The 26,646-nt window shown below is 61.1% G+C and carries 18 protein-coding genes; 13 read left to right on the forward strand and 5 right to left on the reverse strand.

Going from position 1 to position 26,646, the window contains the following annotated elements; all coding sequences use genetic code 11:
* Positions 1 to 13: 13 nt before the first annotated feature.
* The 5 genes from DENOEST_RS15830 to DENOEST_RS15850 all read right to left on the reverse strand — a co-directional run bounded on the left by DENOEST_RS15830 (position 14) and on the right by DENOEST_RS15850 (position 7,343).
* Entirely contained in the window at positions 14 to 1,186 is a 1,173-nt protein-coding gene (locus tag DENOEST_RS15830; RefSeq protein WP_197970641.1) for a lipid-transfer protein, read from the reverse strand.
* 6 nt (positions 1,187 to 1,192) lie between these two features.
* Positions 1,193 to 2,644, reverse strand: a complete 1,452-nt coding sequence (locus tag DENOEST_RS15835) for an FAS1-like dehydratase domain-containing protein (RefSeq protein ID WP_145772285.1) — start codon at positions 2,642 to 2,644, stop codon at positions 1,193 to 1,195.
* Entirely contained in the window at positions 2,644 to 5,508 is a 2,865-nt protein-coding gene (locus DENOEST_RS15840) for a molybdopterin-dependent oxidoreductase (RefSeq protein ID WP_145772284.1), read from the reverse strand. Before DENOEST_RS15840 ends, DENOEST_RS15835 begins: the two co-directional genes overlap by 1 nt.
* Positions 5,509 to 5,602: 94 nt before the next feature.
* A complete protein-coding gene (locus DENOEST_RS15845) occupies positions 5,603 to 6,673 on the reverse strand; it encodes a 4Fe-4S dicluster domain-containing protein (RefSeq protein ID WP_170228317.1) in 1,071 nt (356 codons plus the stop codon).
* A gap of 19 nt (positions 6,674 to 6,692) precedes the next feature.
* A complete protein-coding gene (locus DENOEST_RS15850; RefSeq protein ID WP_145772283.1) occupies positions 6,693 to 7,343 on the reverse strand; it encodes an ethylbenzene dehydrogenase-related protein in 651 nt (216 codons plus the stop codon).
* A 546-nt stretch (positions 7,344 to 7,889) separates the two neighbouring features.
* Here DENOEST_RS15850 and DENOEST_RS15855 point away from each other — a divergent pair.
* The 13 genes from DENOEST_RS15855 to DENOEST_RS20535 all read left to right on the forward strand — a co-directional run bounded on the left by DENOEST_RS15855 (position 7,890) and on the right by DENOEST_RS20535 (position 26,481).
* On the forward strand, positions 7,890 to 8,090 hold the full coding sequence (locus DENOEST_RS15855) for a YjfB family protein (protein WP_145772282.1): 201 nt from the start codon (positions 7,890 to 7,892) through the stop codon (positions 8,088 to 8,090).
* 12 nt (positions 8,091 to 8,102) lie between these two features.
* Positions 8,103 to 9,611: an Ig-like domain-containing protein gene (locus DENOEST_RS15860; RefSeq protein WP_145772281.1), complete on the forward strand. Its 1,509-nt coding sequence runs from the start codon at positions 8,103 to 8,105 to the stop codon at positions 9,609 to 9,611.
* 112 nt (positions 9,612 to 9,723) lie between these two features.
* Positions 9,724 to 10,494: a glucose-1-phosphate cytidylyltransferase gene (gene rfbF, locus DENOEST_RS15865; protein ID WP_145772280.1), complete on the forward strand. Its 771-nt coding sequence runs from the start codon at positions 9,724 to 9,726 to the stop codon at positions 10,492 to 10,494.
* A 5-nt stretch (positions 10,495 to 10,499) separates the two neighbouring features.
* Positions 10,500 to 11,591 (forward strand): CDP-glucose 4,6-dehydratase, encoded by a 1,092-nt coding sequence (gene rfbG / locus DENOEST_RS15870; RefSeq protein ID WP_145772279.1) that lies wholly within the window; start codon positions 10,500 to 10,502, stop codon positions 11,589 to 11,591.
* The gene (locus DENOEST_RS15875) at positions 11,578 to 12,813 is read left to right on the forward strand and encodes a class I SAM-dependent methyltransferase (RefSeq protein ID WP_145772278.1); all 1,236 of its coding nucleotides are present in this window, start codon (positions 11,578 to 11,580) and stop codon (positions 12,811 to 12,813) included. Before rfbG ends, DENOEST_RS15875 begins: the two co-directional genes overlap by 14 nt.
* Entirely contained in the window at positions 12,810 to 13,364 is a 555-nt protein-coding gene (rfbC, locus tag DENOEST_RS15880; protein ID WP_145772277.1) for a dTDP-4-dehydrorhamnose 3,5-epimerase, read from the forward strand. Before DENOEST_RS15875 ends, rfbC begins: the two co-directional genes overlap by 4 nt.
* A 9-nt stretch (positions 13,365 to 13,373) precedes the next feature.
* Positions 13,374 to 14,435, forward strand: a complete 1,062-nt coding sequence (locus DENOEST_RS15885) for an FkbM family methyltransferase (protein ID WP_145772276.1) — start codon at positions 13,374 to 13,376, stop codon at positions 14,433 to 14,435.
* Between the two features lie 18 nt (positions 14,436 to 14,453).
* Complete coding sequence (locus DENOEST_RS15890) at positions 14,454 to 15,257, forward strand: NAD-dependent epimerase/dehydratase family protein (protein WP_145772275.1); 804 nt, start codon at positions 14,454 to 14,456, stop codon at positions 15,255 to 15,257.
* Positions 15,254 to 15,904, forward strand: coding sequence for an LbetaH domain-containing protein (locus DENOEST_RS15895; RefSeq protein ID WP_197970642.1), 651 nt, complete (start codon positions 15,254 to 15,256; stop codon positions 15,902 to 15,904). The genes DENOEST_RS15890 and DENOEST_RS15895 overlap by 4 nt, the downstream gene beginning before the upstream one ends.
* Before the next feature lie 9 nt (positions 15,905 to 15,913).
* Positions 15,914 to 19,774 (forward strand): tetratricopeptide repeat protein, encoded by a 3,861-nt coding sequence (locus DENOEST_RS15900; protein ID WP_145772274.1) that lies wholly within the window; start codon positions 15,914 to 15,916, stop codon positions 19,772 to 19,774.
* A gap of 315 nt (positions 19,775 to 20,089) precedes the next feature.
* A complete protein-coding gene (locus tag DENOEST_RS20250; protein ID WP_183148273.1) occupies positions 20,090 to 22,909 on the forward strand; it encodes a flagellin N-terminal helical domain-containing protein in 2,820 nt (939 codons plus the stop codon).
* Between the two features lie 76 nt (positions 22,910 to 22,985).
* The gene (locus DENOEST_RS15910; RefSeq protein WP_145772448.1) at positions 22,986 to 23,333 is read left to right on the forward strand and encodes a flagellar protein FlaG; all 348 of its coding nucleotides are present in this window, start codon (positions 22,986 to 22,988) and stop codon (positions 23,331 to 23,333) included.
* A gap of 337 nt (positions 23,334 to 23,670) precedes the next feature.
* The gene (locus DENOEST_RS20535; RefSeq protein WP_183148274.1) at positions 23,671 to 26,481 is read left to right on the forward strand and encodes a flagellin N-terminal helical domain-containing protein; all 2,811 of its coding nucleotides are present in this window, start codon (positions 23,671 to 23,673) and stop codon (positions 26,479 to 26,481) included.
* Positions 26,482 to 26,646: the final 165 nt, after the last annotated feature.

Consider the following 26,646-nt stretch of genomic DNA (forward strand, 5'->3'; position numbering starts at 1 on the left):
CCTGGATAGTTCCTTAGCGATCCTGGGACAGGATCAGGGCGCTGGTGGGCACGGCGGTGGCTGCCGTCACGAGTACGTTCTGCACGTTGTCCGGCTGGTTGCAGGAACTGCCCCGCACCAGGCGCACGCCCTCCGCCACCCCATTCAGACCGTGGATGTAGGCCTCGCCGATCTGGCCGCCGTGGGTGTTGATAGGCAGACGTCCGCCCAGTTCGATGTTGCCGTCCTTGATGAAATCCTTGGCCTCGCCCCGCTTGCAGAAGCCGAACTCCTCCAGTTGGGGCAGCACCAGGGGCGTGAAGTGGTCGTAGAGCACCGCCGTCTGGATGTCCGCCGCCGAGAGCCCGGTGTCGGCATAGAGTTGGTCGGCACAGAGCTTCATCTCGGGGATGCCGCTGATGCTCTTCCTGTAGTAACTCTTCATCATTTGCTGGTCGTCACAGGAACCCTGCACCGCCGAGGCGATCACCGCCGGCTTCTGCTTCAGGTGCCGGGCCCGGTCCAGGGTGGTGATCACCATGGCCTGACCGCCATCGGATTCCTGGCAGCAGTCCAGGAGGCGCAGGGGCTTGACGATCCAGCGGCTGGCCTGGTGCTCTTCCAGGGTAATGGGCTTGCCGTAGAAGAAAGCCGCCGGATTGTTGGCGGCATGCTTGCGGCAGGCTACGGCGACGCGGCCGAAGTCCTCGCTGGTGGCGCCGTATTCGTACATGTAACGCTGGGCGAACATGGCCACCCAGCTGGCCGGGGTGAGCAGGCCGAAGGGGGAGCTCCAGCCGAAGTCCACTTCCATGGGCGTCGGTGCCGGAGCGCGTTCTTGGACGCCGGCACCGAAGCGATCCTCGGAACGCTCGTTGAAGGCCCGCCAGACCAGGCAGTAATTGCAGGCGCCGCTGGCCACCGCCATGGCGGCCTGGTGGATGACGCCGCAGGCCGCGCCGCCGCTGTGATGGACCAGGCTGAAATGGGTCAGCTTGTCCACGCCGAGACTGCGGCAGACGTCGATTTCGTTGTTGGCATCATGGGCATAGGTCACCATGCCGTCGATCATGTCCGGCGTCAGGCCGGCATCCTTCAGGGCTAGATCGCAGGCCTCCACGGCCAGGCGCAGGGTGCTGCGCCCCGAGCACTTGGAAAAGTCGGTGGCGCCGATACCCGCAATGGCGGTCTTACCCGCAAATGACATCACCATTTACTTGTTACCTCCGCTCGGCAGTTCCATGGTCGCAGTACCCTTGACGTGATCGCCCATGCTGTTGGAACCGCGCAGATTGAGTGTGATGACGCCCTTGCCGTCCACCACCTGCTTGTCGGCGATGGAGGCCGACAAGCACATGGTGTCGCCCACCACGTTGGACGTGCCCAGGCGGATTTCCACCCCGGTCACCCGGGCCTCGGGGCCAGCCCAGTCCCCCAGATAGCGGGAGCACAGGCCATTGCTGGTGAGCACATTCATGAACAGGTCCTTGAGTCCCGCCCGCTTCGCCGCAGCCACTTCGTGATGGATGTCCTCGAAGTCGCGGGTGGCGATGGCACCGCCCACCACCAGACGGGTGGTGACGTCGATGGGCCACAGAGGCAGTTCCTCGCCGACAGCCACCTCCTCATAGCGCCGGGTGGCGGTGTTGCGCGCCGGCTGGGCCGGACGAAACATGGGCAGGGTCATTTCCGGATCCGTGTCGATGAACACCAGCTCCAGGTCCATGCCGATCTTCACCAGTTCCGGCGGGCAATGGACGATGTTGGTCAGGAAGCGCGTCCCCTCGGCCAGTTCCACCAGACCGACGATGTAGGGATAGGTCATGAAGGGCATCTGCGGATAGACCGGCTCGACGAAGCTGTAGAGCTTGGCCTTGCCGCTGGCCACCTGATGGCCCAGATCGTAGGAACCGCACTGGGGGCAGCGCACCACCGGCGGGTGGGCCAGGCGGCCGCAGCCGCCGCACTTCTGGATGCGCAGCTCCCGGGCCTTGCAGCCTTCCCAGAAGAAGGCGGTTTCCTTCATCACACCCGGGCGCGGACGCTGCAGCAGGTGCTTGGGGATCTTGGCCATCTGCTCCTTCTTGGCCTGCCGCTTCGCCAGGTCCTCCGCCGTCAGTTCCCGGGGCTTGAAGTGGAAGGTGCGGAATTTCCAGGTGCCGGCGGGCTCACCCTGCTGGTTGGTGAATTCCGTCAGGGCGGTGAGGAAAACCCCCGTGCCCAGGCCCGTGGTCTTCAGGTCGGAGATCTCCACCACCGAGAGGGTACCGGTGAGCTGCTCGCCCAGCTTCAGGGGCCGCGGGTAGCGCTCTTCGGTGTTGGCGCCGACTGTGCCACGGTAGCCGGCCTCCGCCAGGAGTTTCATGGCCCGGCTGCGGGGGCAGCTGGGATCCGGGATGCGGGGAATGTTTCCCGCCAGAGTCCACACTCCCAGCATCGCCGGCGGCGCGATGACTTCACCATAAGGTGAACGGGCCGCCACATTCGGATCCGTGAAGATCGGATTCTTCTCGCCGATGGCGTCGCACCAGCTGCGGATGGTGGGCTGATTGACCGGATCACGGGCCTGCTGGGGGGTACCTTTCTGCCCGATCAGCGCCCGCAACTGGGTCAGCAGCTCAGCCTCGTCCATGTTCGACATCTTGCTTGTTCCCTCGCTCGTCATCAGTGAATCTTCTCGATCTCCACCCGGGTCGCCCGGTCGGTGGAACCCGGGGTGTGCTCGGTTTCCCGGGGGTGGATGTGGAAATAACCGCCCGCCAGCTGCAGCGGATTGATCGGGTTGGGAGTCACCGAGGTGTAGGTGGTGCGGCCCTTGGCCATGAAGGGCTCCCAGGCGTGATACACGGTGACCTGGCCGGGCCGATGAGCCGGCGCCACCTTGGCCATCAGCTGGGCGGAACTGACGTCGTTGAACAGCCGCACCTGGTCGCCGTCCTTGATACCCCGAGCCGCCGCATCCTCGACGCTGATGTAGATCACCGGCTGGCCCCGGTTCAGCTGCTGCATGTGACGCTGATCGCGCCAGGAGGAATGGATCGACCAGCGCGTATGGCCACCGGTGAGATGCAAGGGGTAGTTGCCGCCGATGTTGGGCTGATCCTTATGGACCGGCAGCACCTCGCCCAATTCCTCGTAGAAGGGATGGTCGATGCAGAACTGCATGCGCCGGGTCATGGTCGGCCAGGGCATCTTCTTCTCCGTGTGCCACAGGCCCGCGGTGATGGTCTCGTTCGGCTTCACGTCGGTGGCGTTGCCGATATTCAGGTAATCGTTACCCAGGCCGGTGAAGCGCGTGAAACCTTTCTTCTTCAGCTTTTCCCAGTTCACGTCGCCGACGTTGGTGGATACATCCAGGATCAGGTCCAGGAACTCGGTGATGTTCTTTTCCGTGTAGCGTCCGCCGAAAGTGAATTCGTCATAGACGTCAAAGGTGCGCTCGTGGCCATGGCGATCCTTGAAGTGCTTCAGGCCCCGCTCGGCGGCACGCCGCTGGATGGTCTTCAGAATCAGGCAGTGGATTTCCCAGTCAGGCTTGGCCTCGGCGATCGGCTCCGCGGCCCGGGTCACCACCTGGGAGAAGGGCGACAGGGGCGTGGCCCAGGTGATATCGTCCTTCTCGTACCAGGCGGCGGCGGGCAGTACGTAGTCGCTGTTCAGCGCTGTATTGCTCATGCGCCAGTCGATGGTCACCATCAGATCCAGCTTGGGCAGCAGGCGGTCCGCCACCTTGTCGAAGGCGCGGAAGCGGCGCAGGATGTTGCCGCCGGCTTCGAACAGGATCCGCGGCCGGGCAGTGGGCTTCGCCTGCCAGCCATTGGCCACCGCCTCCTGCATGTAGGCATCCAGGGAACGCTTCATGGCCGGATCCCACTTCTCGCTACGGCCGTAGGTGTCCTCCATGCCGCCCAGGTTGTAGAGCCAGAGCAGGCTGGAGATGGAATCACCGCCCTTGTACTTCTCCCGACCCAGGTCGAACATGGTCATCTCGGTGGTGTAGCCCTTCCATTTCCGCTTCAGGATCTCCGGCGCCATGGACAAGCCCATGGCTGCCAGGGCCAGCTTGGGCGAGCGTTGGCCGGTGGCCATCGACAGGGCGCCCACCGCATCCACCGACAGGTAGGGGAAGCCCATGTAGCCAGCGCCCTTGCGCCCCATCTGCCCCGACAGGGCAAAGCAGAGGATCTGGGCCCGCTCCATCTCGATGCCGTGATAGAACTTGGAGAAGTTGGACTGGGTGATGCAGGTGGCGGCACGGGCCTTGGCCAGCCTCCGCCCCAGGTCGCGGATGGTTTCCGGATCGACGCCGCAGATGGCCATTGCCTTCTCCGGCGCGTATTGCTGCAGGTGTTGGCGCAGGCGGGCGAACACCGGCGTCACCTTGAGCTTGCCGGCCGCGCCTTGCACCTCGAACTCCCCTTCCAGGGCTGGCACCATCCGGCCCAGGGCCAGGGAGTCCTGGGGCGCCAGGACAATTTCCTTCGCTGCCTCGTCATAGAGGTAGAAGCGGTCCTCCGCTCCTCCCGACTTCATGTCGGATTCACGCAGGAAGCGGCCGTTGTCGACACGCACCAGGAAGGGCAGGTCGGTCTGTTCCTGGACGAACTTGCGGTTGTAGATGCCCTCCTCGATCATCACATGGGCCATGGACAGGCCCAGGGCCGCGTCGGTGGCCACCTTCACCGGCACCCACTGGTCGGCATGGACCGCGGAAGACGAGTAGTCGGGAGCAATGGTGATCACCTTGGCGCCGTTGTAACGGGCCTCGGTAATGAAATGGGCGTTGGGGATCTGGGTGTAGATCGGATTGCCGCCCCAGATGAAGATCAGGTCGGAATGGAACAGGTCATCGGAGGAGCTGCAAAACGTCATCTTGCCCATCGTCACCCCGACGCCGGGCCGGTGGTCGCCGATCTCGGTGTTCACGTCCAGCACCGGGGTGTCCAGCACCAGGGTGGTACGCAGCATCGCCAGGCCGGCGCCGCCGTTGGTCTGGGCGGTACCCTGATCCCAGACGACGGAGCCGGGGCCGTCGCTGCTGATCATCACGTCGATCATCTTGTCGGCGATGTCGTTCAGCGCCTCGTCCCAGCTGACCCGCTTCCAACCGCCGCCGCCGCGCTCGCCCACCCGCTTCAACGGATGGCGCAGGCGCGACTCGTCGTACATCCGTTCCGAATAGCAGGCGCCCTTCTGGCAGCCACGGGGGTTGTAGTCGGGGATCTTGGGATCGATGGGCTCGTAGATGCCGGCCTGCTCCTCGCGCCAGACCACACCGTCCTTCACATATACGTTCCAGTTGCAGCCGCGCTGGTACCAGCAGTTCACGAAGTGGGTACCCTTGGCCACGCTGTCCCACTTCCACTTGCCCCGATACACGTCCTCGAAACCGCTGTAGGTCACGTCGGCAAACTTGAAGGGGGTCGCCGCCTCGGCGCTGCCCATGCCGCCCTTCCACTGCAACTGCACCAGGGAAAGGGCCAGGGCGCCGCCGGTGTTCTTGATGAAACTGCGCCGTGTCATTGTCATTGTCGCGCTCCTCTTGGGAAAACGAAGGGCCGTCCCGAGTTTTCCCGCCCCTTGAGGGGAGAACCGAGCACAGCGAGGTTTTCGGGGTGGTTTCTCATAGATTGGCCGGGTCCTGGACGAAGTCCGGGAAGATGTCTTCGGGCCACTTGTAGACGATCAAGGTGTCCATCAGCTCGGAGGGCAGGCCCTTGGCTTTTTTCTCTTTCTCGACCTCCAGCACCGCCAGCACTTCCTTGACCCGCGGACCGAACAGGCCTTCCAGGTATTCCGTGGGGATGCGCGGCTTGGAGGTATCCACCTTGCCGTTCATATCCACTGCGGGCGGCGACAGGGGCGGCACGTAATAGACGTTGGGCTGGGTACCGTACTCCTGGTGCAGGGGCAGGGCCACCTTGAACTTGTGCACCAGCTTGTGGATTGGGCCGTTCTCGTCGTCCAGATAGCCGACGAAGCGCAGCCGGCCCGGGCACTGGCGAGCACAGGCGGGCGCCACACCCTTTTCCACCCGGGGGAAGCAGAAGATGCACTTCTGGCCCACATCCCGCACATGGTTGTAATAGATGCGCTTGTAGGGACAAGCCTCCATGCAGAAGCGGAAACCCTTGCACTGCTTGTCGTTGATCAGGACGACACCGTCCTCGTCGCGCTTGTAGATGGCGCCGCGGGGACAGGCCTCCAGGCACGCCGGATGGGTGCAGTGGTTGCAGATGCGGGGCAGGTAGAAGAAATGGGAATTGGGGTATTCGCCGCCGCCCTCATCCTCGTCCCAGTTGGGGCCCCATTCCGGATCTTCGCCCTTGGCGTTGACCGGTTTCAGATAGGTGGTCTTACCCTTGCCGCCGTAGAAGACTTCTTCCTTATTGAACTTCCAGGCATCGCCGAACTCGTCCCGGGTCGGGATCTTGCTGGGCCGGGGGTTTCCCTTCTCGTCCCAGCCGCCGCCCATGCCTTCCCAGTTCTTCGGCGTGCCCTTGCCAGGCATGGTGTTCACCACAGCCCACCATTGGTTGTCCATGCCCTCGTCCCGGGTCCATTGCCGCTTGCAGGAAATGGAGCAGGTGTGGCAGCCCAGGCACTTGTTCAGGTCGAAGACCATCGCCAGCTGGCGTTGGGGTTTCTGCAAAGCACCGTCGATTTCACGGCCGGTGGTAGTTTTCTCGCTCATGTCCTGTTTCCTCCGGCCCTCAGGCCTCAACCGTCAGGTCCAGCCAGGCAGGCGAGAAAGCCTTGATCCCGGCCCGCTCCAGATTGCTGCCCTCCCACACCGCAAAGGAGGTGCGCAGGGCTTGGCCCGGAACGATCTGTATCGCGCTGGCTGCTTCTTTTTCCACCCGCAGGGTGCGACGCATCACGATGGACCAGCGACCATTGCCATGGACGGCCTGGGCGCTGATGGAGGTATCGTCCACCACCCGCGAAGTACCGATGCCGGTGGCCACATCGCTGCGGGCCCGGGCCGGGTGGTCCGCCCGCCAGTACCAGAGATTCACCGGCGCCCCCTCCATACCCATAAACAAGGGCGCATTCTCGGAAAGGGGGAACAGCATCGCCGCCGCATCGGGGAAATCGGTGTTCTCGATGCGCTGATCGTTTTTCGTCGGGTCCAGCCATTCCAGGCGAAAGGCAATCTCGTCGGCATTGCGCAGGGCCTTCACCTCCAGGCTCTTGGTCTGCCCATAGGGCTTTTCCTGCCACTTGGCTGCGATGTACTTGGTGGGCTGCATCGCAGCCGGCGCCTGCATCAGGGCCACCGTCTCGCCCTTGGCAACACTCCAGACTGAAGCTGCCGGATTGCCCAGCACATCTCCATTCACATCCACTCGTTTGACCAGCATGACTCCTCCTGATTCCTGTTGCGGGGCACCGCCTCCCGAATCGGCCGGCGCATCACCTTATTCCACATACCGAACGTTCGTTATTTTTGTTATTATTCTTCGTGCCCGCGCAATTTGCAAGTACTTTTCTAGACCCTGAGGAAATTTTCGGGAGGCGCCATGAATTATGGTGCTGGATCGAATCAGCCTGGCCGCCGGGCACCAACCCCACTACACACTCCCTGTGAAGGAAAGCGCCGCCCCGGACTCGGGCCATGGAGCGGCTGGCTGGCGGACGTCAGCGCCTTCTGCGCCGAAGTGGATCGTGTTCACCCTGACTGGACACGGGAATTCCTGCACCCCAAAGCGGATGCCGCAGCGGCCAAGGCCACATCCCTTCGGGTTGAGATCATAAGCAAGGGACCAGATCAAACTGAAGGCGGCTAAGCGCTGAAAGGTGGCCCACAACCCAATATCTTCGAAAATGGGCTCAAGGATTCCAGCAGATAGCCGTTGATCCATTTCGTACAGGGATAGAACCCGCCCGGAATTTTCACAGGAACCATCATGGATGCAATGTCCATCGCTTCCCTTGCCACCGAAATGAGCCAGGTCCGCACCGCCAATGCGGTGCAAATGGCTGTACTGAAAAAGACCATGGACCTGCAAGGTCAGGGGGCGGTTCAACTGGTACAGGCGGCAGCGCAGACCTTGCAGAGCTACAACAATCCGCCTCACCTAGGCAGGCTCGTCAATGTGCATGCTTGAGGGTCTGTATCCATGATTCAGCCCAGCTCATCAAGCTACCCCCGCGATCACGTAGCCAACCTTCCGACAAATTACAACAAAGCGAACACATCCCTCCCGACGGGGTCGTCTTCCTCCTCGCCATCGTCCATCGTCTCATTATCCAGTCAGGCCCTTGCCCTGGCGGATACAAGCGCCCCCAAGGTCACCCGCTTCGCCCCTCGCGATGGACAGCGCGATGTCTTGATTTCGTCGAACATTTCCGTGACTTTTTCCGAGACCGTCAGAGCCGGGACGGGAAACATCTATCTCCGGGATGAAAGCGGCAATCTGATCGAATCGTTCGATGTGGCAAACAGCAGCAGAATCTCCATCAAGGGGAAACAGCTAAAAATCGACCCCACGGACAAATTGGCCAATGGCACCCGTTATTTCGTCTCCTTCGGGGCCGGCACGATTACAGACCTGGCTGGAAATTTATTTCAGGACCGGGGCGGATATGACTTCACGACAGTGAAGGAGAAAGTCGCACCCAAGGTAGTGAGTTTCTTCCCGTCGGATGGAACCACGGGGGTTTCGCCCTCCCAGAACATCTATGTCACGTTCTCCGAAAACATAAAACGGGGCAACGGGGAAATCCTCCTGAAGGACAGCAAGGGCAAGATTGTGGAACGCTACAAGGCCCAAAGCAGCGGCAATATCTCCATCAGCGGAAACATGCTCGTCATCAACCCGGGGGTGACGCTCGGGACCGACAAGAAGTATGTCGTGGAATTCGGCGCGGGTTCCATCAAGGATCTGGCCGACAACAAATTCAAAGGCTCGAAATCCTACGATTTCAAGACTGCGACCACCGACATCCCTGCCACTGTTCCAGCCAGTGCGCCGGAAAATACCGACCCGACAACCCACTTCAACATCACGGTCGATTACACGGGCGATCAAAGCTACCTGACCTACTTCGATCAGGCCAAGACCCTGTGGGAAAGCATCATTACTGCCGATCTGCCCGACATCAACGGCATTGACGATCTCCAGATCTCCGCCCAGGTCAATGCCATTGACGGCGCCGGTGGCGTACTCGGTTCCGCAGGACCCACATTCGTCCGCTCCGGCAGCAATCTGCCCTATCAGGGGCAGATGCAGTTCGACAGCGCAGACATCGCCGGTATGGTGTCAAACGGCACCCTGCTGAAGGTCATCCTCCACGAAATGGGCCATGTACTGGGTCTGGGCACACTCTGGAGCACATTCGGATTCAACAGCACAGTTGGGCAGTACACGGGTGCCCAGGGGCTGGCGGCCTATAAAGCCATGTCCGGGGGCAATCCCGCAGCCACCTTCGTTCCCCTGGAAACAACGGGTGGTGCCGGCACGGCCAACGTCCATTGGTCCGAAAGCGTCTTCAATAGTGAATTGATGACCGGCTACGCCGAAAACTCGAGCAACATGCCCTTGAGCATCCTGACGATCTCGGCGCTGGACGATCTGGGCTACGAGGTGGATACCAGTAAAGCCGAGAGCTATACGGTCGGCGCATAGTCTTTAGCGGGCCGAAACAACGACTTTCCACTGCTTATTGGACTTTTGCCCGGTTCTGCCATGGGATTACCCTATGGTGGCATGTCATTTCCCGTGACTATCGGACGTCCCAATGAAAGCCGTGATTCTCGCAGGGGGCCTCGGAACTCGCATTTCCGAGGAGACCTACCTCAAGCCCAAACCCATGATCGAGATCGGGGGCAAGCCCATCCTATGGCACATCATGAAGATTTACGCCTCACACGGCGTCAACGATTTCGTGATTTGCTGCGGCTACAAGGGCTATCTGATCAAGGAATATTTCGCCAACTACTTCCTGCACATGTCTGATGTCACCTTCGACATGAGCAATAACAGCATGGTGGTACACGAACACAAGGCAGAGCCCTGGAGCGTGACCCTGGTGGATACGGGCGAAAATACGATGACCGGCGGACGGCTCCGGCGCGTGGCGAAATATATCGAGAACGATGATGCTTTCTGCTTTACCTACGGGGACGGCGTGGCCAACATCGACATCAGCAAGGAAATCGCATTTCATCGAGCTCATGGCAGACAGGCCACCGTTGCCGCCGTGCGCCCTCCTGGACGCTATGGCGCCCTTGAAAGGCAGGATGACAAAGTAACAGGATTCGCGGAAAAACCCTTGGGGGATGGCGGATGGATCAATGGTGGATTTTTTGTTCTGTCCCCCCGCGTAGTCGATCTGATTGATACCGATGAAAGCAGTTGGGAACTGGAACCCCTTGCAAATCTGGTGGCCCAGGACCAATTGCGTGCCTTTGAGCATCCCGGATTCTGGCAACCGATGGACACCCTGCGCGAGAAAAACCTGCTCGAAGAACTCTGGAACAGCGGCAACGCGCCCTGGAAGAACTGGTAATCACAATGGGAGCATCCCGACAGGATTACTGGAAAAATCGCAAGGTCCTCGTCACGGGACACACCGGATTCAAGGGTGGCTGGCTGTCCATCTGGCTGACCAGACTGGGGGCGCAAGTGACCGGAATCGGGCTGCCACCGGCAACACAGCCCGCCCTGTATGAATTGGCGGAAATCGGTGCCCTCGTCTCGTCCCATTTCCAGGACATCCGCGACTTGCCGCGACTGCGCGAGACCATGCTCGCAGCCCAGCCCGAAGTGGTCTTCCACCTTGCGGCCCAGCCTCTTGTGCGCGCCTCGTACCGTGACCCGATCGAAACCTGGTCCACGAACGTCATGGGGACTGCCCATGTGCTCGAAGCCGTGCGCACCTGCCCCAGCGTCAAGGCCGTCGTCGTCGTCACCACCGACAAGTGCTACGAGAACCGCGAATGGCCCTGGGGCTATCGGGAGAACGACACTCTGGGTGGCCACGACCCCTATTCGGCATCGAAGGCCGGTTCGGAGCTGGTCGTCTGCAGCTATCGCCGCAGCTTCTTTTCCGCAGACGGCCCACTGCTCGCTTCGGCCCGGGCCGGCAACGTCATCGGCGGCGGTGACTGGAGCGAGGACCGCCTGATTCCGGATGCGGCCCGGGCCATGCTCGCCGGACAGCCCTTGAGTATTCGCAGCCCCGACGCCACACGTCCCTGGCAGCATGTACTGGAACCCCTCAACGGCTATCTGCTGCTGGCGGAACACTTGCTGGCCGGCGAAGCCCGAGCGGCGGAAGCCTTCAATTTCGGTCCCGAACGGGAAGGCAACCGCAGCGTCATCGAGGTTCTCGGCGAGTTGCAGCGCAACTGGCCGGAATTGCAGATCAATCTTCCCGCAGACGGCGCGACACCGACGCTGCACGAGGCCAACTTCCTTTACCTGGATTCCAGCAAGGCCTGGAACACACTGGGTTGGAAACCGGTCTGGACGCTGGGGCAGGCGCTCTCCCAGACCGCCACCTGGTACCAGGCCGTCGCAACCGAGCCCACCAAAGCGCGCACGTTGTGCGTATCGCAAATCGAAGAATTCATGTTGGGCCTTACGACACATGGCACTCATTGACCGCTGCCGGTCCTGCGGCGAACCCCTGGGCATCGTCTTCGCCGACCTGGGCCTGAGCCCGGTATCGAACGCTTTCATCAAGCCGGAACGGGCAGGCGATGGCGAGGTCTTCTACCCCTTGCGTGCCCGCGTCTGCGAATCCTGCTGGCTGGTGCAGCTCGACATCGAGACCCACTCGGACATGCATTTCCATGAGGACTACGTCTACTTCTCGTCCTTTTCAACCTCCTGGCTCGACCATGCGCGCCGCTATGTGGAGGCCATGATCCCACGCTTCGGCCTGGGCGAGGCAAGCCGGATTGTCGAAGTCGCCAGCAACGACGGTTATCTCCTGCAATACTTCGTGCAGGCAGGGATTCCCTGCCTGGGTATCGAACCCACTGCCAATACCGCCGCCGCCGCACGCCAGAAAGGCGTTGAAACCCGCGAGATGTTCTTTGGCCGGGAAACCGCAAGACAGCTTGCCCGGGAACCCGGCCCGGTCGATCTGCTGCTGGGCAACAATGTTCTGGCCCACGTTCCGGACATCAACGACTTCGTTGGTGGCATGCCCGAAATCCTCAAGCCCCAAGGCGTGGTCACACTGGAGTTTCCCCATCTGTTGCGCCTGATCGAAGGCAAGCAGTTCGACACGATCTACCACGAGCACTATTCGTATCTATCCCTCTCGGCCCTGCTGCCGATCTTCGCCCGGGCGCACCTGCGGGTCTTCGATGTCGAGCACCTGCCGACCCATGGCGGCAGTCTGCGCGTCTTTGTCTGCCGCCTTGATGCCGCCCATGTTGAGACGCCGGCCGTCGCAGCCTGCCTGGCGGCCGAGACTGCGGCGGGGCTGTGCGACCGCGCCGTCTATGCCGGTTTTGCAGAAAAGGTGCGGGAAATCAAACGTGCCCTTCTCGCGCACCTGATCGAGGCTAAGCGCCAGGGACGGCGCATCGCCGCCTACGGTGCGGCGGCCAAGGGCAATACGCTCCTGAACTATTGCGGCATCGGTACCGACTTCATCGACTGCGTGGCTGACCGGAATCCAATCAAGCAGGGGCGCCTGCTGCCGGGGACGCGCATTCCGGTAGTCACCCCGGAAGCCATGCTGGCCTCCCGCCCGGACGAGGTACTGATCCTGCCCTGGAACATCCGCGACGAGGTCATGACTCAACTTGGCGAGATTCGCACCTGGGGCGGTCGCTTCATCGTGCCGATCCCGCGCCTGGAGGTCGTGTGAAGTTCACCGAGCTGCCCCTGACGGGAGCCTTTCTCATTGAAATCGAGCCCCGGACGGATGAGCGTGGATTCTTTGCGCGCACCGTGTGCCGCGACGAGTTCGTCCATCATGGCATCCGCGCCGACTTTGTCCAGCAGAGCATTTCCTACAACAACCGGCGCGGCATTGTCAGGGGGCTGCACCTGCAAGTCGCTCCCCACCAGGAAAACAAGCTGGTTCGCGTCACCAGCGGCGCCATCTACGACGTCATCGTCGACCTGCGCCCCGACTCCCCCACCCGGGGCCGCTGGCATGCTGCCGAACTCTCCTCGGATAACCGCCAGGCCTTGTACATTCCCCCGGGACTGGCCCACGGATTTCAGACGTTGACGGATACCGCAGAGGTTTTCTACCAGATGACGGTCCCCCACCATCCCCAGGCGGCACGTACCGTGCACTGGAAGGACTCCACCATCGGCATCGACTGGCCGGCACCGGACACTGCCCTCCTGTCGCCCAAGGATAACGACGCACCGACCCTGGCCCAACTTGAAACCGAGCTCTTCGCATAGGAACCCATCATGGCAAAAGACACTACAAATCTGTTGAGCGCCCTCGAGACCATCGCCGGATCGAAAGTCCTGCGCGAAAAATTCATCGCCAAACTGATCGACTTCGACGCCGAGGTGCGTATCCCCGGCACCGATGTCCGCGAGACCATCACCGGACCCATCGTCGATTTCCTGTTTGCCGAAAGCGAACCGCTGGCTCGAGTCCTTGAAGACGGCACCCGCTTCGAATTCATCTACCGCTCGAAGATCGCGCGGGAATTCGTCATGTGCCCCCAGCAGACCCCCGATCACGTCTGGGAACCGCAGACCACCAAACTGCTCTGCCACCTCGCCACGCGAGCGTCCAATGCACTGATCGGCGGGGCCTATTTCGGCGACCATGCGATCATGATCGCCCAGCGGATTTCCGGCGCCTGCCATGCCTTCGAACCGAATCCAGACCAGCGCTCCATGCTGATCCGCAACGCCCGGATCAACGACATCGACAACCTCACAGCAGTGGACATGGGCTTGTGGGACAACGACGAGGCCTCCCTGACCCTGGTGGGCTACGACTCCTTCGCCCACCCGGAAATCAGCCAGACCCCATCCGACGGCTCCTTCCGCACCACCAGCATCGACGGCTACTGCAAACAGGTCGGGGTACAAAGCCTTGGCCTGCTGATGATGGACATCGAGGGCGCGGAACTGCGCGCCCTGAAGGGCGCTGCCGGCTTCCTTGGACAGGGGCGCGAACAGGCCCCCGCCATCGTCTTCGAGGTCCACAAGCACTACGTGGACTGGTCGAACGGCATCGAGAATGCAGAAATCATCCGATTGCTCGCGAGTCATGGTTATCAGGTCTGGGCGATCCGCGACTACAACTCGAACGTGGATATGCGCAACGAACCCGTGGAACTGATTCCCTGCGACAAGATCTATCTCGAAGGCCCGCCCCACGGTTTCAACATGCTGGCGCTCAAGGATCCCTCCCGGCTCGACGGCCTGGCCGTGCGCTACTGCTCGAACGTCAGCCCGAAGCTGCTGCACCACCGCAATCCCGCACTGCATCAGCCCTGTCACAGCTATTGACGGGCGACGGAGCGGCCCATGTCGAGTACGGTCCTCGGCGCAACCGGTTTCATCGGCGCACGACTGGTCGCCTACCTGCGCGCCCACGGCGAGGAGGTCTTCGCGCCGCCTCGCGGCAGTCCGGAAATATTCTCCCGCCCCCTGGGCCGGCTCTACTACTGCATCGGCATGACCGCAGACTATGGGCGGAACCCGGCGGCCACCTTCGAGGCACATAGTGCCTATCTGGTGCGATTGATCGCAGAAGCCAGTTTCGACCGGATCGTTTATCTCTCCTCCACCCGCCTCTACGATGGTCTGGAAGATGGCGATGAGGATGCCGCCTTGCCGGTCAGCGTCAACAACCCACGCCACCTGTACGATCTCACCAAGGCCCTGGGCGAGCATTTCACCCTGCTGCACACGGCAAACCGCGGCATGGTCGCGCGCCTGTCCTCTGTCTACGACAACGCATCGGATGCCACGGGATTTCTGCCGGACCTGTTTCGCCAACTGGCGGCTGAAAAGGCCTTCTCCCTGGACAGCACGCCCAATGCGAGCCGCGACTACATTCATATCGACGACGTGCTGGCTGCCCTCGTCGCCCTAATGACGCAAGGCCAGGCGGGCTCCATCTACAACGTGGGCAGCGGTGAGAACGTCAGCAACGCCGAGATGGTCGATCTGATCAACCGCAGGGGCTGGCATGTCGTCCTGACCCGGCCGGTGACCCCCATGGCACCGTCACCGCGCATACATATCGATCGCCTGCGCACACTTGGCGTCGAGCCGCGCAGTACGCTGGACTATCTGAAAAACCAACTCGATGGAATCGCGAAATGAAGCTCCTGCGCCTCGATCATGATGGCCTGCTCGATTACACCCATCGTCAATTGTCGAATTTCTTTCCTGACAGTCGCCCCGCCGATCGTCAGGTAATGGCAGCACACATGCCAGAGGCGCTGGCCCGCATCGGGCGCTGCATCAACCATGTTCGATGCTGGACGCCTGATACTTTCGACCACCTGCACTCCACGCAGTACTGCCTTTATCTCTACTACCTGTCGAACACTCTCTGGCGCAACACTGGCGATAACGAACTGGCCACGCGCCTGTTTCTGTTGAACAAGGCCCTGAACGGCATCGACTGTTTCTACGAGATCGAGCTTCCCGATGTTATGTTCATCGGCCATTCGGTCGGCATCGTCCTGGCCAAGGCGACCTACGGCAGCCATCTGGTCCTCTATCAGAACTCGACCGTGGGCAAGAACCACGGTATTGCGCCCGTGATCGGCGAGGGTGTCGTGATGTATCCGAACACCGCCATCATCGGCCGCTGCCAGATCGGCAACGGCACCGTGCTTGCGCAAGGAGTGAGCATAATCAACCGGGATACACCGGGCAACTGCTATGCCTTTGCCAATGGCCATGGCGGCTTGCACTTCACCGCCCCCAAGCGCGACATCCTTGCCGACATCTTTCGTAGCTGACCGCTCCCGATGAAAAACACGCAACTCAAAAAAGCCGAGATAGCCTACAAGCAGAAGGAATATGCCAAGGCCGAGGCTGTCTGTCGCGCACTACTGGAGGAGCATCCCCGTCAGTACAGCACACTGATTGTTCTGGCTAACACATTGCTGATGCAGCATCGCTTCGACGAGGCGGAAAGCACCTGTCAAAAGATTCTGGAGCTTTCCCCGGACCACCCCAGGGCGCTCAACCAACTGGCCGTGATTTATCTCGAAAGGGACAGGAACCGGCGCGGCGCGATCGACTGCCTGAGCCGAGCGGTTGCAGTCGAGGCCGATGACTGGGAAGCCCTGGCAAACCTGGGGCAGCTCTATATTGAAGAAGGCATGTTTGCGGAAGGGACCGACCTGCTGGAACGCTCCCTGCGCATCAACCCAAAGAACTTCTCCGTGCATAACGGTCTGGGCATGCTGGAAAAGGAACGGGGCCGCCCGAACCTGGCTGTAAATCATTTCCGGCGAGCATTGAAACTGCGCCCTGCCAACCAGGCGGTTCGAAACAACCTTGCCTCATGCGGCGGTCAGGCATTGCTGAAAGTGGAACTCGGTGCTGGGCACAAATCCCCGGAATTCATGGCCGCCTACCAGTTGGCGGGAAGGGGGGAATATCAGGCAGCGGCCCAGCAGTTTCTCGCCCTGCTCGAACAGGACCCGAACAATCTGGATATCATCGCCGCGCTCGCCAAGGCCTACCTGGCAATGGGTGATTTCGCGGAGGCGCTCAAGGTTTCCGACCGGCTGGTCCAGCTCGCTCCGGACTGGTCGGAAACGCACAACATCCGCGGTTTCCTGCTTGGCAGCACCGGGGGCGACATCAACGACATCGTTGCCCACTTCAAGAGAGCTGCCGAACTTGCACGCGATGATTGGCAGGCTCTGATCAATCTTGGGCATCTGGCCCTCGACCAGGAGTCCCTTGAGGATGCCATGGGCTACTTCGAGCGCGCCCTGGAAATCTCACCGGGCAATATCAAGGCCCTCAATGGCCTGGCCTACATCCATACCATGCGCCTGGACTACGGGTCGGCGGCCGACCTTTATAGCCAGATGTTCGAGGCCACACCGGACAATCCAGTCATTGCCACGAACCTGATCACCGCCCTCAGCAAGGCGGAACGTCGTGATGACGCCTACCAAATATGCCGGCGCTACCTGGAAATAGAGAATCCGGATGTCACCGTCTTCTCGGTCTACAGTTCCGCGCGGCACGGTTGCCTTTGGGACATATCGAAGCAACTGCTGCCCAAGATGCGTGCCCAGATGGAGCGTACCGAGGCCGGCCTTGCAACCTACTTCGTCGGGGCGAACCTGGGCCTCATGAGTGAGCCAGACTTTTCCAACGAAGACCTGCTGACCTTTCACAAGAAGATCGGCGCTCAAACCTCCATCACCACCCGCCCGCCCACCCGTGCGCCCCATACCAAGGCAACCACACCACGCAAGCGGCTGCGCATCGGCTACCTATCGGCGGACTTCAATGCGCATTCGGTCAGTTTCTTTTTCCACAATCTTTTCCGGGAACACGATCCCGACCGCTTCGAGATCTACCTGTATTCGAATACGGCCATCGCTCGGGAAGACAACATAACGGCCCTTTACCGCAAGCTGGCAGAGAAGTTTCTCTGCATCTACGGCCTGACCGACGAGCAAGTGGCGGATCGGATAGAAGCCGATGGCATCAATGTTCTCGTGGACATGGGCGGCTATACGGATCGGTCCCGACTGGCCGTGCTTGCCTACCGGCCTGCGCCAGTGCAACTGTCCTATCTGGGGTACCCGGCAACGACCGGTATGCCGGAGGTCGATTATGTCCTGGCCGACCCTTATCTCAATGGACCGGAAAATGCGCGTTATTTCACCGAAAAACTTCTCGAATTGCCTGAGTCTTTCTTGTGTTTCGGGCACCTGCGCCTGCGCGATATTGCCAACGAGATGCCCTTGGATCAAAACGGGTTCATCACCTTCGGTTCCCTGACGAACCCCTACAAGCTGAACGAGCGCACTCTCGATGTCTGGTGTCAGGTGATGCATGCCATTCCCGACAGCCGTTTTTACCTCAATCATCCGCGCTTCGACTGGAAGATGGCAATCGACCGCGTCACCCAGGCTTTTGTCGAGCGCGGCATCGACGCGGAGCGCCTGACGATCGAAAGCCGGCGTGATCCCTCGGGTTCCCATCTGGGCCTGTATGCCCACATGGACCTCAGTCTCGACACCATGCCCCTGACCGGCGGCACCACCACCGTCGATGCCCTGTCGATGGGCATCCCCGTCGTCACCCGGGCCGGCGAAGTCTTCCACCAGCGCATTTCCTATTCCGTCATCAAGAATATCGGACTGGATGTAGACGAACTCGTATCCTTCGACGACCGGGAGTTTGTCGCCAAGGCCATTGCCCTCGCGTCCAACCCGGAAAGAATCCGCCATTTCCGCACCAACATTCCGACCGCCCTGAGAAGCGGCATTCTCTGCGACACGGTACGTTTTACCCGCCAGCTGGAAGACGCCTACCTGAACGCCTGGCAAAACCTTTGCCCGGATCATCCCCTTGCCGAGTTCGTGAAAGCCGATGATGAGACCGGCCAACAGAAGAGGCAATATGGGCTGGTATCAATCTCCACCGCCCCCTCCACCGATGACCTGTTCCATTATGTCCTTCAGGAACGGGGGCAATGGTATGAAAACGAAGTCCACTATTTTGCTGAAATTGCCGACCTCTTCCCGCTGGTCTGGGATATCGGCGACGACCCGGGCGTCTACGCGATACCGATCGCCATCGCCCAATTGCCGAGCGGTGGCAGCACCACCGCCATCAGGATCGACAGCGACGTGCGGCAACTGCTCGAACGCTCATCCCGCGCCAACAATCTCCCCAATCTCAAGATCACTGGTGAAGCCGATCTTGCCGCCAGGCCGGATCTCATACGCCTGGCCTTTATGGAAGAGAACGACTCCCTCGCCTGGATGGAGCAGCATTGGTCGATACTGAAGGAAGGCAACCCCGCCATCCTCCTGCAGCCGCCTCCCGGGACAGCAGGGATCAGTGCAGGCGCCCTGGTCAGAATGGCGGAATACGGACTGACCGCATTCCATCTGGTTCCGGGAATCGGTACGCTGGTAGGCTTGGCAGCGGACAAACCCGTTCCAGCCACACCCCTTCTGTTCTGCAAGGGGGACAAAAGAAAGCGACTCACCACCGCCGGCCTGCTGTGCGACACGGTACCCGGCATCGAAAAGATGGCTACCTCGCAAAGCGCCGACTGGTGGACCATCATCGGCCGGCAACCGGGTCTGAGCCTGAAGATGCTGGAATGGCTGGGGGCGCCAAAATCCAGCAGTGAACATGGCGACCACTACATGATGGCCCTGAACAATCTCAATGGTTGTCATCAGGACTCCGTATCACTGTTGCAACGCCTGCAATTGCTGAGATTCGTCAAGGGAATCCTGGTCGGTGTCGTCAACATGGAACCCAGCGTTCCGCGTGTACTGACATTGATTCGGGTGCTGGTGGATAGTGGTGAGGACGAACCGGCAATCCAGTTGGCGGTATCCCTGGCCGAACAACTGGCCGGACACTCGGGATCGGTACTCGACGAACCCTTTCTCCATCCCTTCCCCGAATGGCGGCGCCTCGCTCCCGCACCAGACGAGGCGCAATGGGCGTTCTCGCTCTGCCTCGCCACAGCGGAGCGACTCCGTCACCCCACCACGTTCTTCAGTCCGGAAGACAGCCTTCCGATCTGGCAAAAGCTGGTCGAATACCCCTGGTTCGCTACAGAAGCCGCTCGTGTCCTGCGATTGATCGGCACCCGCCTCTCTGCCACTTGAATGGCCCCGGAGCGCAAGGCTCCTGGAACAATTCCTCCCAACTTTCATGATGAGGGGAACAACACCCCGCATCATGAAAAGGCTCGCCCCCCTCCAGGGGGTTCGATACGGCTCGCTCTGCTCGATATTACGGGGCACTCCGTAGCAGCCCAAGAGCTTGCGGCGGGCGCCGCCTGCCGCTTTCCCTTGGGCTGGCCCTGCGGGAAAGCTCGTTTTCCTCCTAAAGTTACCCGGAAAAACGCCGTAAAGGCATCCAAGGGCGACGACTCAGGCTGCCGCCTTAACGGTAACTGACTGATTTATTAGGAGATCAAAATGGCACAAGTCATTAACACCAACGTCTCGTCGTTGAATGCCCAGCGTAACCTGAACATGTCGCAGTCGTCCCTTGCGACGGCACTGCAACGCCTGTCCTCGGGTCTGCGCATCAACAGCGCCAAGGATGATGCTGCCGGCCTGGCCATTTCCGACCGGATGTCTTCCCAGGTGCGCGGCCTCAATCAGGCCGTCCGCAACGCCAACGACGGAATCTCCCTGGCCCAGACGGCTGAAGGCGCCCTCGGCGAGACCAACAATATTCTGCAGCGCGTGCGCGAACTGTCCATTCAGTCTGCCAACGCCACCAACTCCGCTTCCGACCGCCTCGCCCTTCAGTCCGAAGTCAATCAGTTGATCTCCGAACTGGACCGCATCTCCAGTACAACATCCTTCAACGGACTGAAGCTGCTGGACGGCAACTTTGTCGCCCAAAAATTCCAGGTCGGCGCGGAAGCCAATCAGACCATTTCCCTGAGCGTCTCGGGCGCCGATTCCCAGAGCCTGGGCATCAACAAGAGCAATACCGACAACACTGTCAACGGCATCACCAACGCCACCGGCAACGCCGTGGTCTCCACCCTGAACGTGGTCGCCACCGGCTCCGATGCCACGGCCGCCAATGCCAATGCGACCGCCCAGAACTTCTACGTCACGGATCCGGATGGCAACCAGTCCTCCCCCACCAGCGTCTCGGCCAGTGCTTTTTCCTCTTCCGTCATCGCCACCTCCATTGACGGCATGGCCGGCGTCACCGCCACTGTTTCCGGCAGCAATGCCGTCACCCTCGGGGGCCTGACCGCCCTGGCTACCACCGCCATCAACGGCGACCGCATCTCCTTCACTCTGCGCAGCAATACGGGAACCGCGACCACCGCCACCGACAGCATCAACTTCGTCCGCGACACCACCACCTACGCCAATCTGCGTGACCAACTGGCCGCCGTCATCAACGCCGGCGCCACCAACACCGGCTTCACCGCCACGGCCAACGCCACCGCCAATACCGTCACCATCAACAGCGTCGGAGCCACCGCCAAGGACATCGGCGTCGAGAACTTCGCCGTCTATGACAACGTCACCAGCACCATCGGCGCAGACTTCACCGTCACTGGTGGCGCCACCAACAGCTCCGCAGCCAACATCGGCTTCAACCTGAACTTCAAGGAACTGAACGCCACCTCCAACACCGCCATCTTCGGCACAAACTTGACCACCGGCTCCGGCTCGGCACTCACCGACGATGCCTCACGCCAGATCGCCCTCGCGGTCTCCCTCAATAACACTGCCCTGACCAGCACCAACTATGCCCGTAGCGGCTCGTTCGACACGACGACCGGCACCGGCACAATGACCATCTCCTTCACCAATACCACCACCAGCAACGTCTTCAGCGCCACCATCTCCCGCACCGGCAACGGCTCCGACGCCGGCTTCGTCATCGCAACCTCCGGCGGCGCCAACCTCGCCATCAACGGCTTCACCAACAGCGGCGGCGGCTCCACCACCTCCGACTCGATGACCGTCACCTTCGGTACCGACACCGCCGGCTCCAACGGCGCCGGCGCCACCGCCAACAGCGTCAATAACAACGGCACCAACACCAACCAGTTGAACGCCGTCGCCAGCGCCAACAACACCTCGACCATCACCTTCGGCGGCAGCACCCTCACCGAGGGCACCACCACCGACAGCGCACGCCAGCTCGCCAGCATCGATGTCGTCGTCGAGCCCGGCTACACCATCACCGCCGACAACGCCACAACGGGTCAGAAACTCCTCAACATCGCCACGGCCCTGACCGCCGCGACGACGGCAACCCGCGGCCTGGCCGACGCCACTGGCGGCAACAACGTTGCCGGCCAGGATCTGACCATCAACGGCTCCGTCTCGGAAACCGTCACCATCCAGGATGATGCCTCCGCCAAGGAAATCGCCGCCCTGATCAATGCCGTTTCCGACAAGACCGGTGTCCAGGCCACCGCCCGCACTCGCGCCACCCTTACCGACCTGTCCGCGGACGGCGTCGTGTCCATGAGTCTGAATGGTTCCAGCATTTCGGCCAACGTCACTACCACCGATCTCACCGAGCTGGTCAATGCCATCAACTCCAAGACCGGCGCCACCGGTGTCGGGGCCACTCTGGACATCACCAAGACCATCGTCACCCTCGAGCATGCCAGCGGCGAGGACATCAGCATCCTCGACTTCAACAGCTCGGCGGCCGTGTCCAGCAATACCGCTCCCGAAACCGTGACCCTGGCGGTACAGGGCTACAAGGTGGACCCGGCGGACGCTACCGGCTACTCGACATCAGGCAGTGCCGTCACCCTCGAGGCAGGTGGCATCACCACGGTAGCAGGCAACCGTGACTCCACCGTGATCGGCGGCAGCATCGAGTTCAAATCCACCGGTGGCTACTTCAGCGTCGTCTCCTCGATCGCAGAAGAAGACGGAGGCCTGTTCGGCGGCAATGCCGAAGACCTGAAAGCCAGCACCAACTACACTGTCGCGACAATCGATGTTTCCTCGGTAGTCGGTGCAAACACCGCTGTAGATATCATCGACGGCGCCCTGGCCAAGGTCAACAGCATCCGTGCCGACTTGGGCGCCTTGCAGAACCGGTTTGCCTCCACGGTATCCAACCTGCAGGCGACGGCCGAGAACATCACGGCAGCCCGCTCGCGGATTCAGGATGCGGACTTCGCCCAGGAAACGGCGAACCTGACCCGCTCCCAGATCCTCCAGCAGGCGGGTGTCGCGATGCTGGCCCAGGCAAATGCCCTGCCGAATCAAGTGCTTACTCTCCTCCGCGGTTAAGCGCGGCAAGGGTAATCGCTAACAGGGATAGGGGAGACAGCGATGCTGCCTCCCCTGACAGGCAAGGAGACAAGCCATGGCATTAACGATCGGCAATACAGGCACCAGCACGACGCCGTTGCCGGCAACACAACAAGGCACACCGGCGGCAAAGCCGTCGGTGGTCATGCCCGAGCCGGCTCCACCACAGCAGCCCAATCCCGAGCAACTGAAACGTGCAGTAGAGTCAATGAGGGAACTGGTACAGGCGAAAGCGCCCAATAGCTTGCAGTTTTCCATCGACGACGAAACGGGAAAAACCATTGTCCGTGTCACGGATGTCCAAACCGGCGAAATGATTCGCCAGATTCCCTCCGAGGAATTATTGGACATTGCTCGGGCACTAGACAAGATGCAAGGTCTGCTGTTGAAAAACAAAGCTTAGGGCACATCCCAAGCAATCTGCCCAGCCCGCCCCGCCATCCGCGGGGCGGGCTTTTTTATGGGGCGGAATCAGCACCGGCACAAAAGAAGACATATTGTTGCCCTGCCCAACATCTGAAATCGGCAAACATTGCCGCCGTGCCTCCGATTATTGCCGGGAGAACCGGTATTCAACTCCTAAGTCCAGGAGAAACAACACCGAAAATCGCCTATACAACTAGCTGGCATGTTTGCTGCTAATCGGCTGTCGGGAACAATTCTTTAGCGTGTCACGCAGCACATGCGACATGTGACGAAATGACCGTGACACGAACAGGAAGCACCGAAAGGAGCAAAACATGCCGCAAATCATCAACACCAATATTTCGTCGTTGAATTCGCAACGCAATCTGAATGCATCCCAAGGAGCGCTGGCCACTTCGCTACAACGCCTGTCCTCGGGTCTGCGCATCAACAGCGCCAAGGATGATGCTGCCGGCCTGGCCATTTCCGACCGGATGTCTTCCCAGGTGCGCGGCCTCAATCAGGCCGTCCGCAACGCCAACGACGGCATCTCCCTGGCCCAGATCGCCGAGGGTGCCCTCGGCGAGACCAACAACATTCTGCAGCGCGTGCGCGAATTGTCTGTTCAGTCCGCCAACGCCACCAACTCCGCTTCCGATCGCCTCGCCCTTCAGTCCGAAGTCAATCAGTTGATCTCCGAACTGGACCGGATTGCCACGACAACATCGTTCAACGGACTGAAACTGCTGGACGGCAACTTCATCGCCCAAAATTTCCAGGTCGGCGCGGAAGCCAATCAGACCATTTCCGTCAGCGTCTCGGGCGCCGATTCCCAGAGCCTGGGCATCAACAAGTACAACACCGACAACACTGTCAACGGCATCACCAACGCCACCGGCAACGCCGTGGTCTCCACCCTGAACGTGGTCGCCACCGGCTCTGATGCCACGGCTGCCAATGCCAACATCACCGCCCAGAACTTCTACGTCACCGATCCGGATGGCAACCAGTCCGCCCCCACCAGCATCACCGGTACCGCCACCTCGGGCACCATCGCCACCGCACTTGACGGCATGGCCGGCGTCACCGCCACTGTTTCCGGCAGCAATGCCGTCACCCTCGGGGGTCTCACCTCACTGGCCACTACCGCCGCCAACGGCGACCGCATCTCCTTCACCCTGCGCGGCGTCGACAGTGCCGGTGCCTCGACCACCGACAGCATCAACTTCGTCCGCGACACCACCACCTACGCCAATCTGCGTGACCAACTGGCCGCCGTCATCAACGCCGGCGCCACCAACACCGGCTTCACCGCCACGGCCAACGCCACCGCCAATACCGTCACCATCAACAGCGTCGGAGCCACCGCCAAGGACATCGGCGTCGAGAACTTCGCCGTCTATGACAATGTGACCAGCACCTTCGGCGCAACATTTGTTACCCAAGCAGGCAGCGTCACCAACTCCAACTTCGGCTTCAACCTCAATTTCAAAGAATTGAACAGCACCACTAACACCGCGATTTTCGGCGCCAACGTGGTTACCGGCTCAGGTTCTGCAATCTCGGATGATGCCGCCTTCCAGATCGCCCTCGCTGCCGACCTCAACACCCGCGCCCTGGCCAGCACCAACTTCAGCCGCAGCGGCTCGTTCGACACGACGACCGGCACCGGCACAATGACCATCTCCTTCACCAATACCACCACCAGCAACGTCTTCAGCGCCACCATCTCCCGCACCGGCAACGGCTCCGACGCCGGCTTCGTCATCGCAACCTCCGGCGGCGCCAACCTCGCCATCAACGGCTTCACCAACAGCGGCGGCGGCTCCACCACCTCCGACTCGATGACCGTCACCTTCGGTACCGACACCGCCGGCTCCAACGGCGCCGGCGCCACCGCCAACAGCGTCAATAACAACGGCACCAACACCAACCAGTTGAACGCCGTCGCCAGCGCCAACAACACCTCGACCATCACCTTCGGCGGCAGCACCCTCACCGAGGGCACCACCACCGACAGCGCACGCCAGCTCGCCAGCATCGATGTCGTCGTCGAGCCCGGCTACACCATCACCGCCGACAACGCCACAACGGGCCAGAAACTCCTCAACATCGCCACGGCCCTGACCGCCGCGACGACGGCAACCCGCGGCCTGGCCGACGCCACTGGCGGCAACAACGTCACCGGACAGGATCTGACCATCAACGGCTCCGTCTCGGAAACCGTCACCGTTCAGGATGATGCCTCCGCCAAGGAAATCGCCGCCCTGATCAATGCCGTTTCCGACAAGACCGGTGTCCAGGCCACCGCCCGCACTCGCGCCACCCTTACCGACCTGTCCGCGGACGGCGTCGTATCCATGAACCTCAACGGCTCCAGCATCTCGGCCAACGTTACCACCACCGACCTCACCGAGCTGGCCAACGCCATCAACTCCAAGACCGGCGCCACTGGCATCATCGCCCTCCTGGACATCACCAAGACCATCGTCACCCTCGAGCATGCCAGCGGCGAGGACATCAGCATCCTCGACTTCAACAGCTCGGCGGCCGTGTCCAGCAATACCGCTCCCGAGACCGTGACCCTGGCGGTGCAGGGCTACAAAGCCGACACGAGCGACCCTACCGGATATGTGTCTTCCGGCAATCCGGCCATACTCGAGGCGGGTGGCATTACCTCCGTGGCAGGCAGCCGTGACTCAACAGTGATCGGTGGGAATGTTGAATTCAAGGCATCCGGCGGCTATTTCAGTCTTTCCAGTTCCCTCGGCGAATCCGAAGGCGGACTGTTCGCCGGCGAGGCGGATCAGCTCCGGGCAAGCGAAAAGCTGAAACTCAACGAGGTCGATATCAGCACGGTAGTGGGCGCCAACCGCGCCATTGATATTGCCGATGGCGCGCTGGCAAGAATCAACAGTATCCGTGCCGACCTGGGTGCAGTACAAAACCGCTTTGGCACCACCATCGCCAACCTCTCGACATCCGCCGAAAACCTGACATCAGCCCGCTCCCGGATCCAGGATGCCGACTTTGCGGCAGAAACTGCCGCACTGACCCGCGCCCAGATACTGCAACAGGCTGGCGTCGCGATGCTGGCCCAGGCCAACGCCCTGCCCCAGCAGGTTCTGCAATTACTGCAAGGCTAATCGCCAGTACTTCACCAAGCCCGCGCCAAGGCGCGGGCTTTTGCTTTGTAGTCAGCCCGTTGGACAAAAATGGTCCAGCGGCAGGAAAAAGATAAACCCTGGCGGCACAGGAACTCAGCCAGCTTTCCCTCGCTGGTTCCGCTCTTGCGCATGGAACCCTTGGCA

This window comes from Denitratisoma oestradiolicum, assembly GCF_902813185.1.
Lineage (GTDB): Bacteria > Pseudomonadota > Gammaproteobacteria > Burkholderiales > Rhodocyclaceae > Denitratisoma > Denitratisoma oestradiolicum.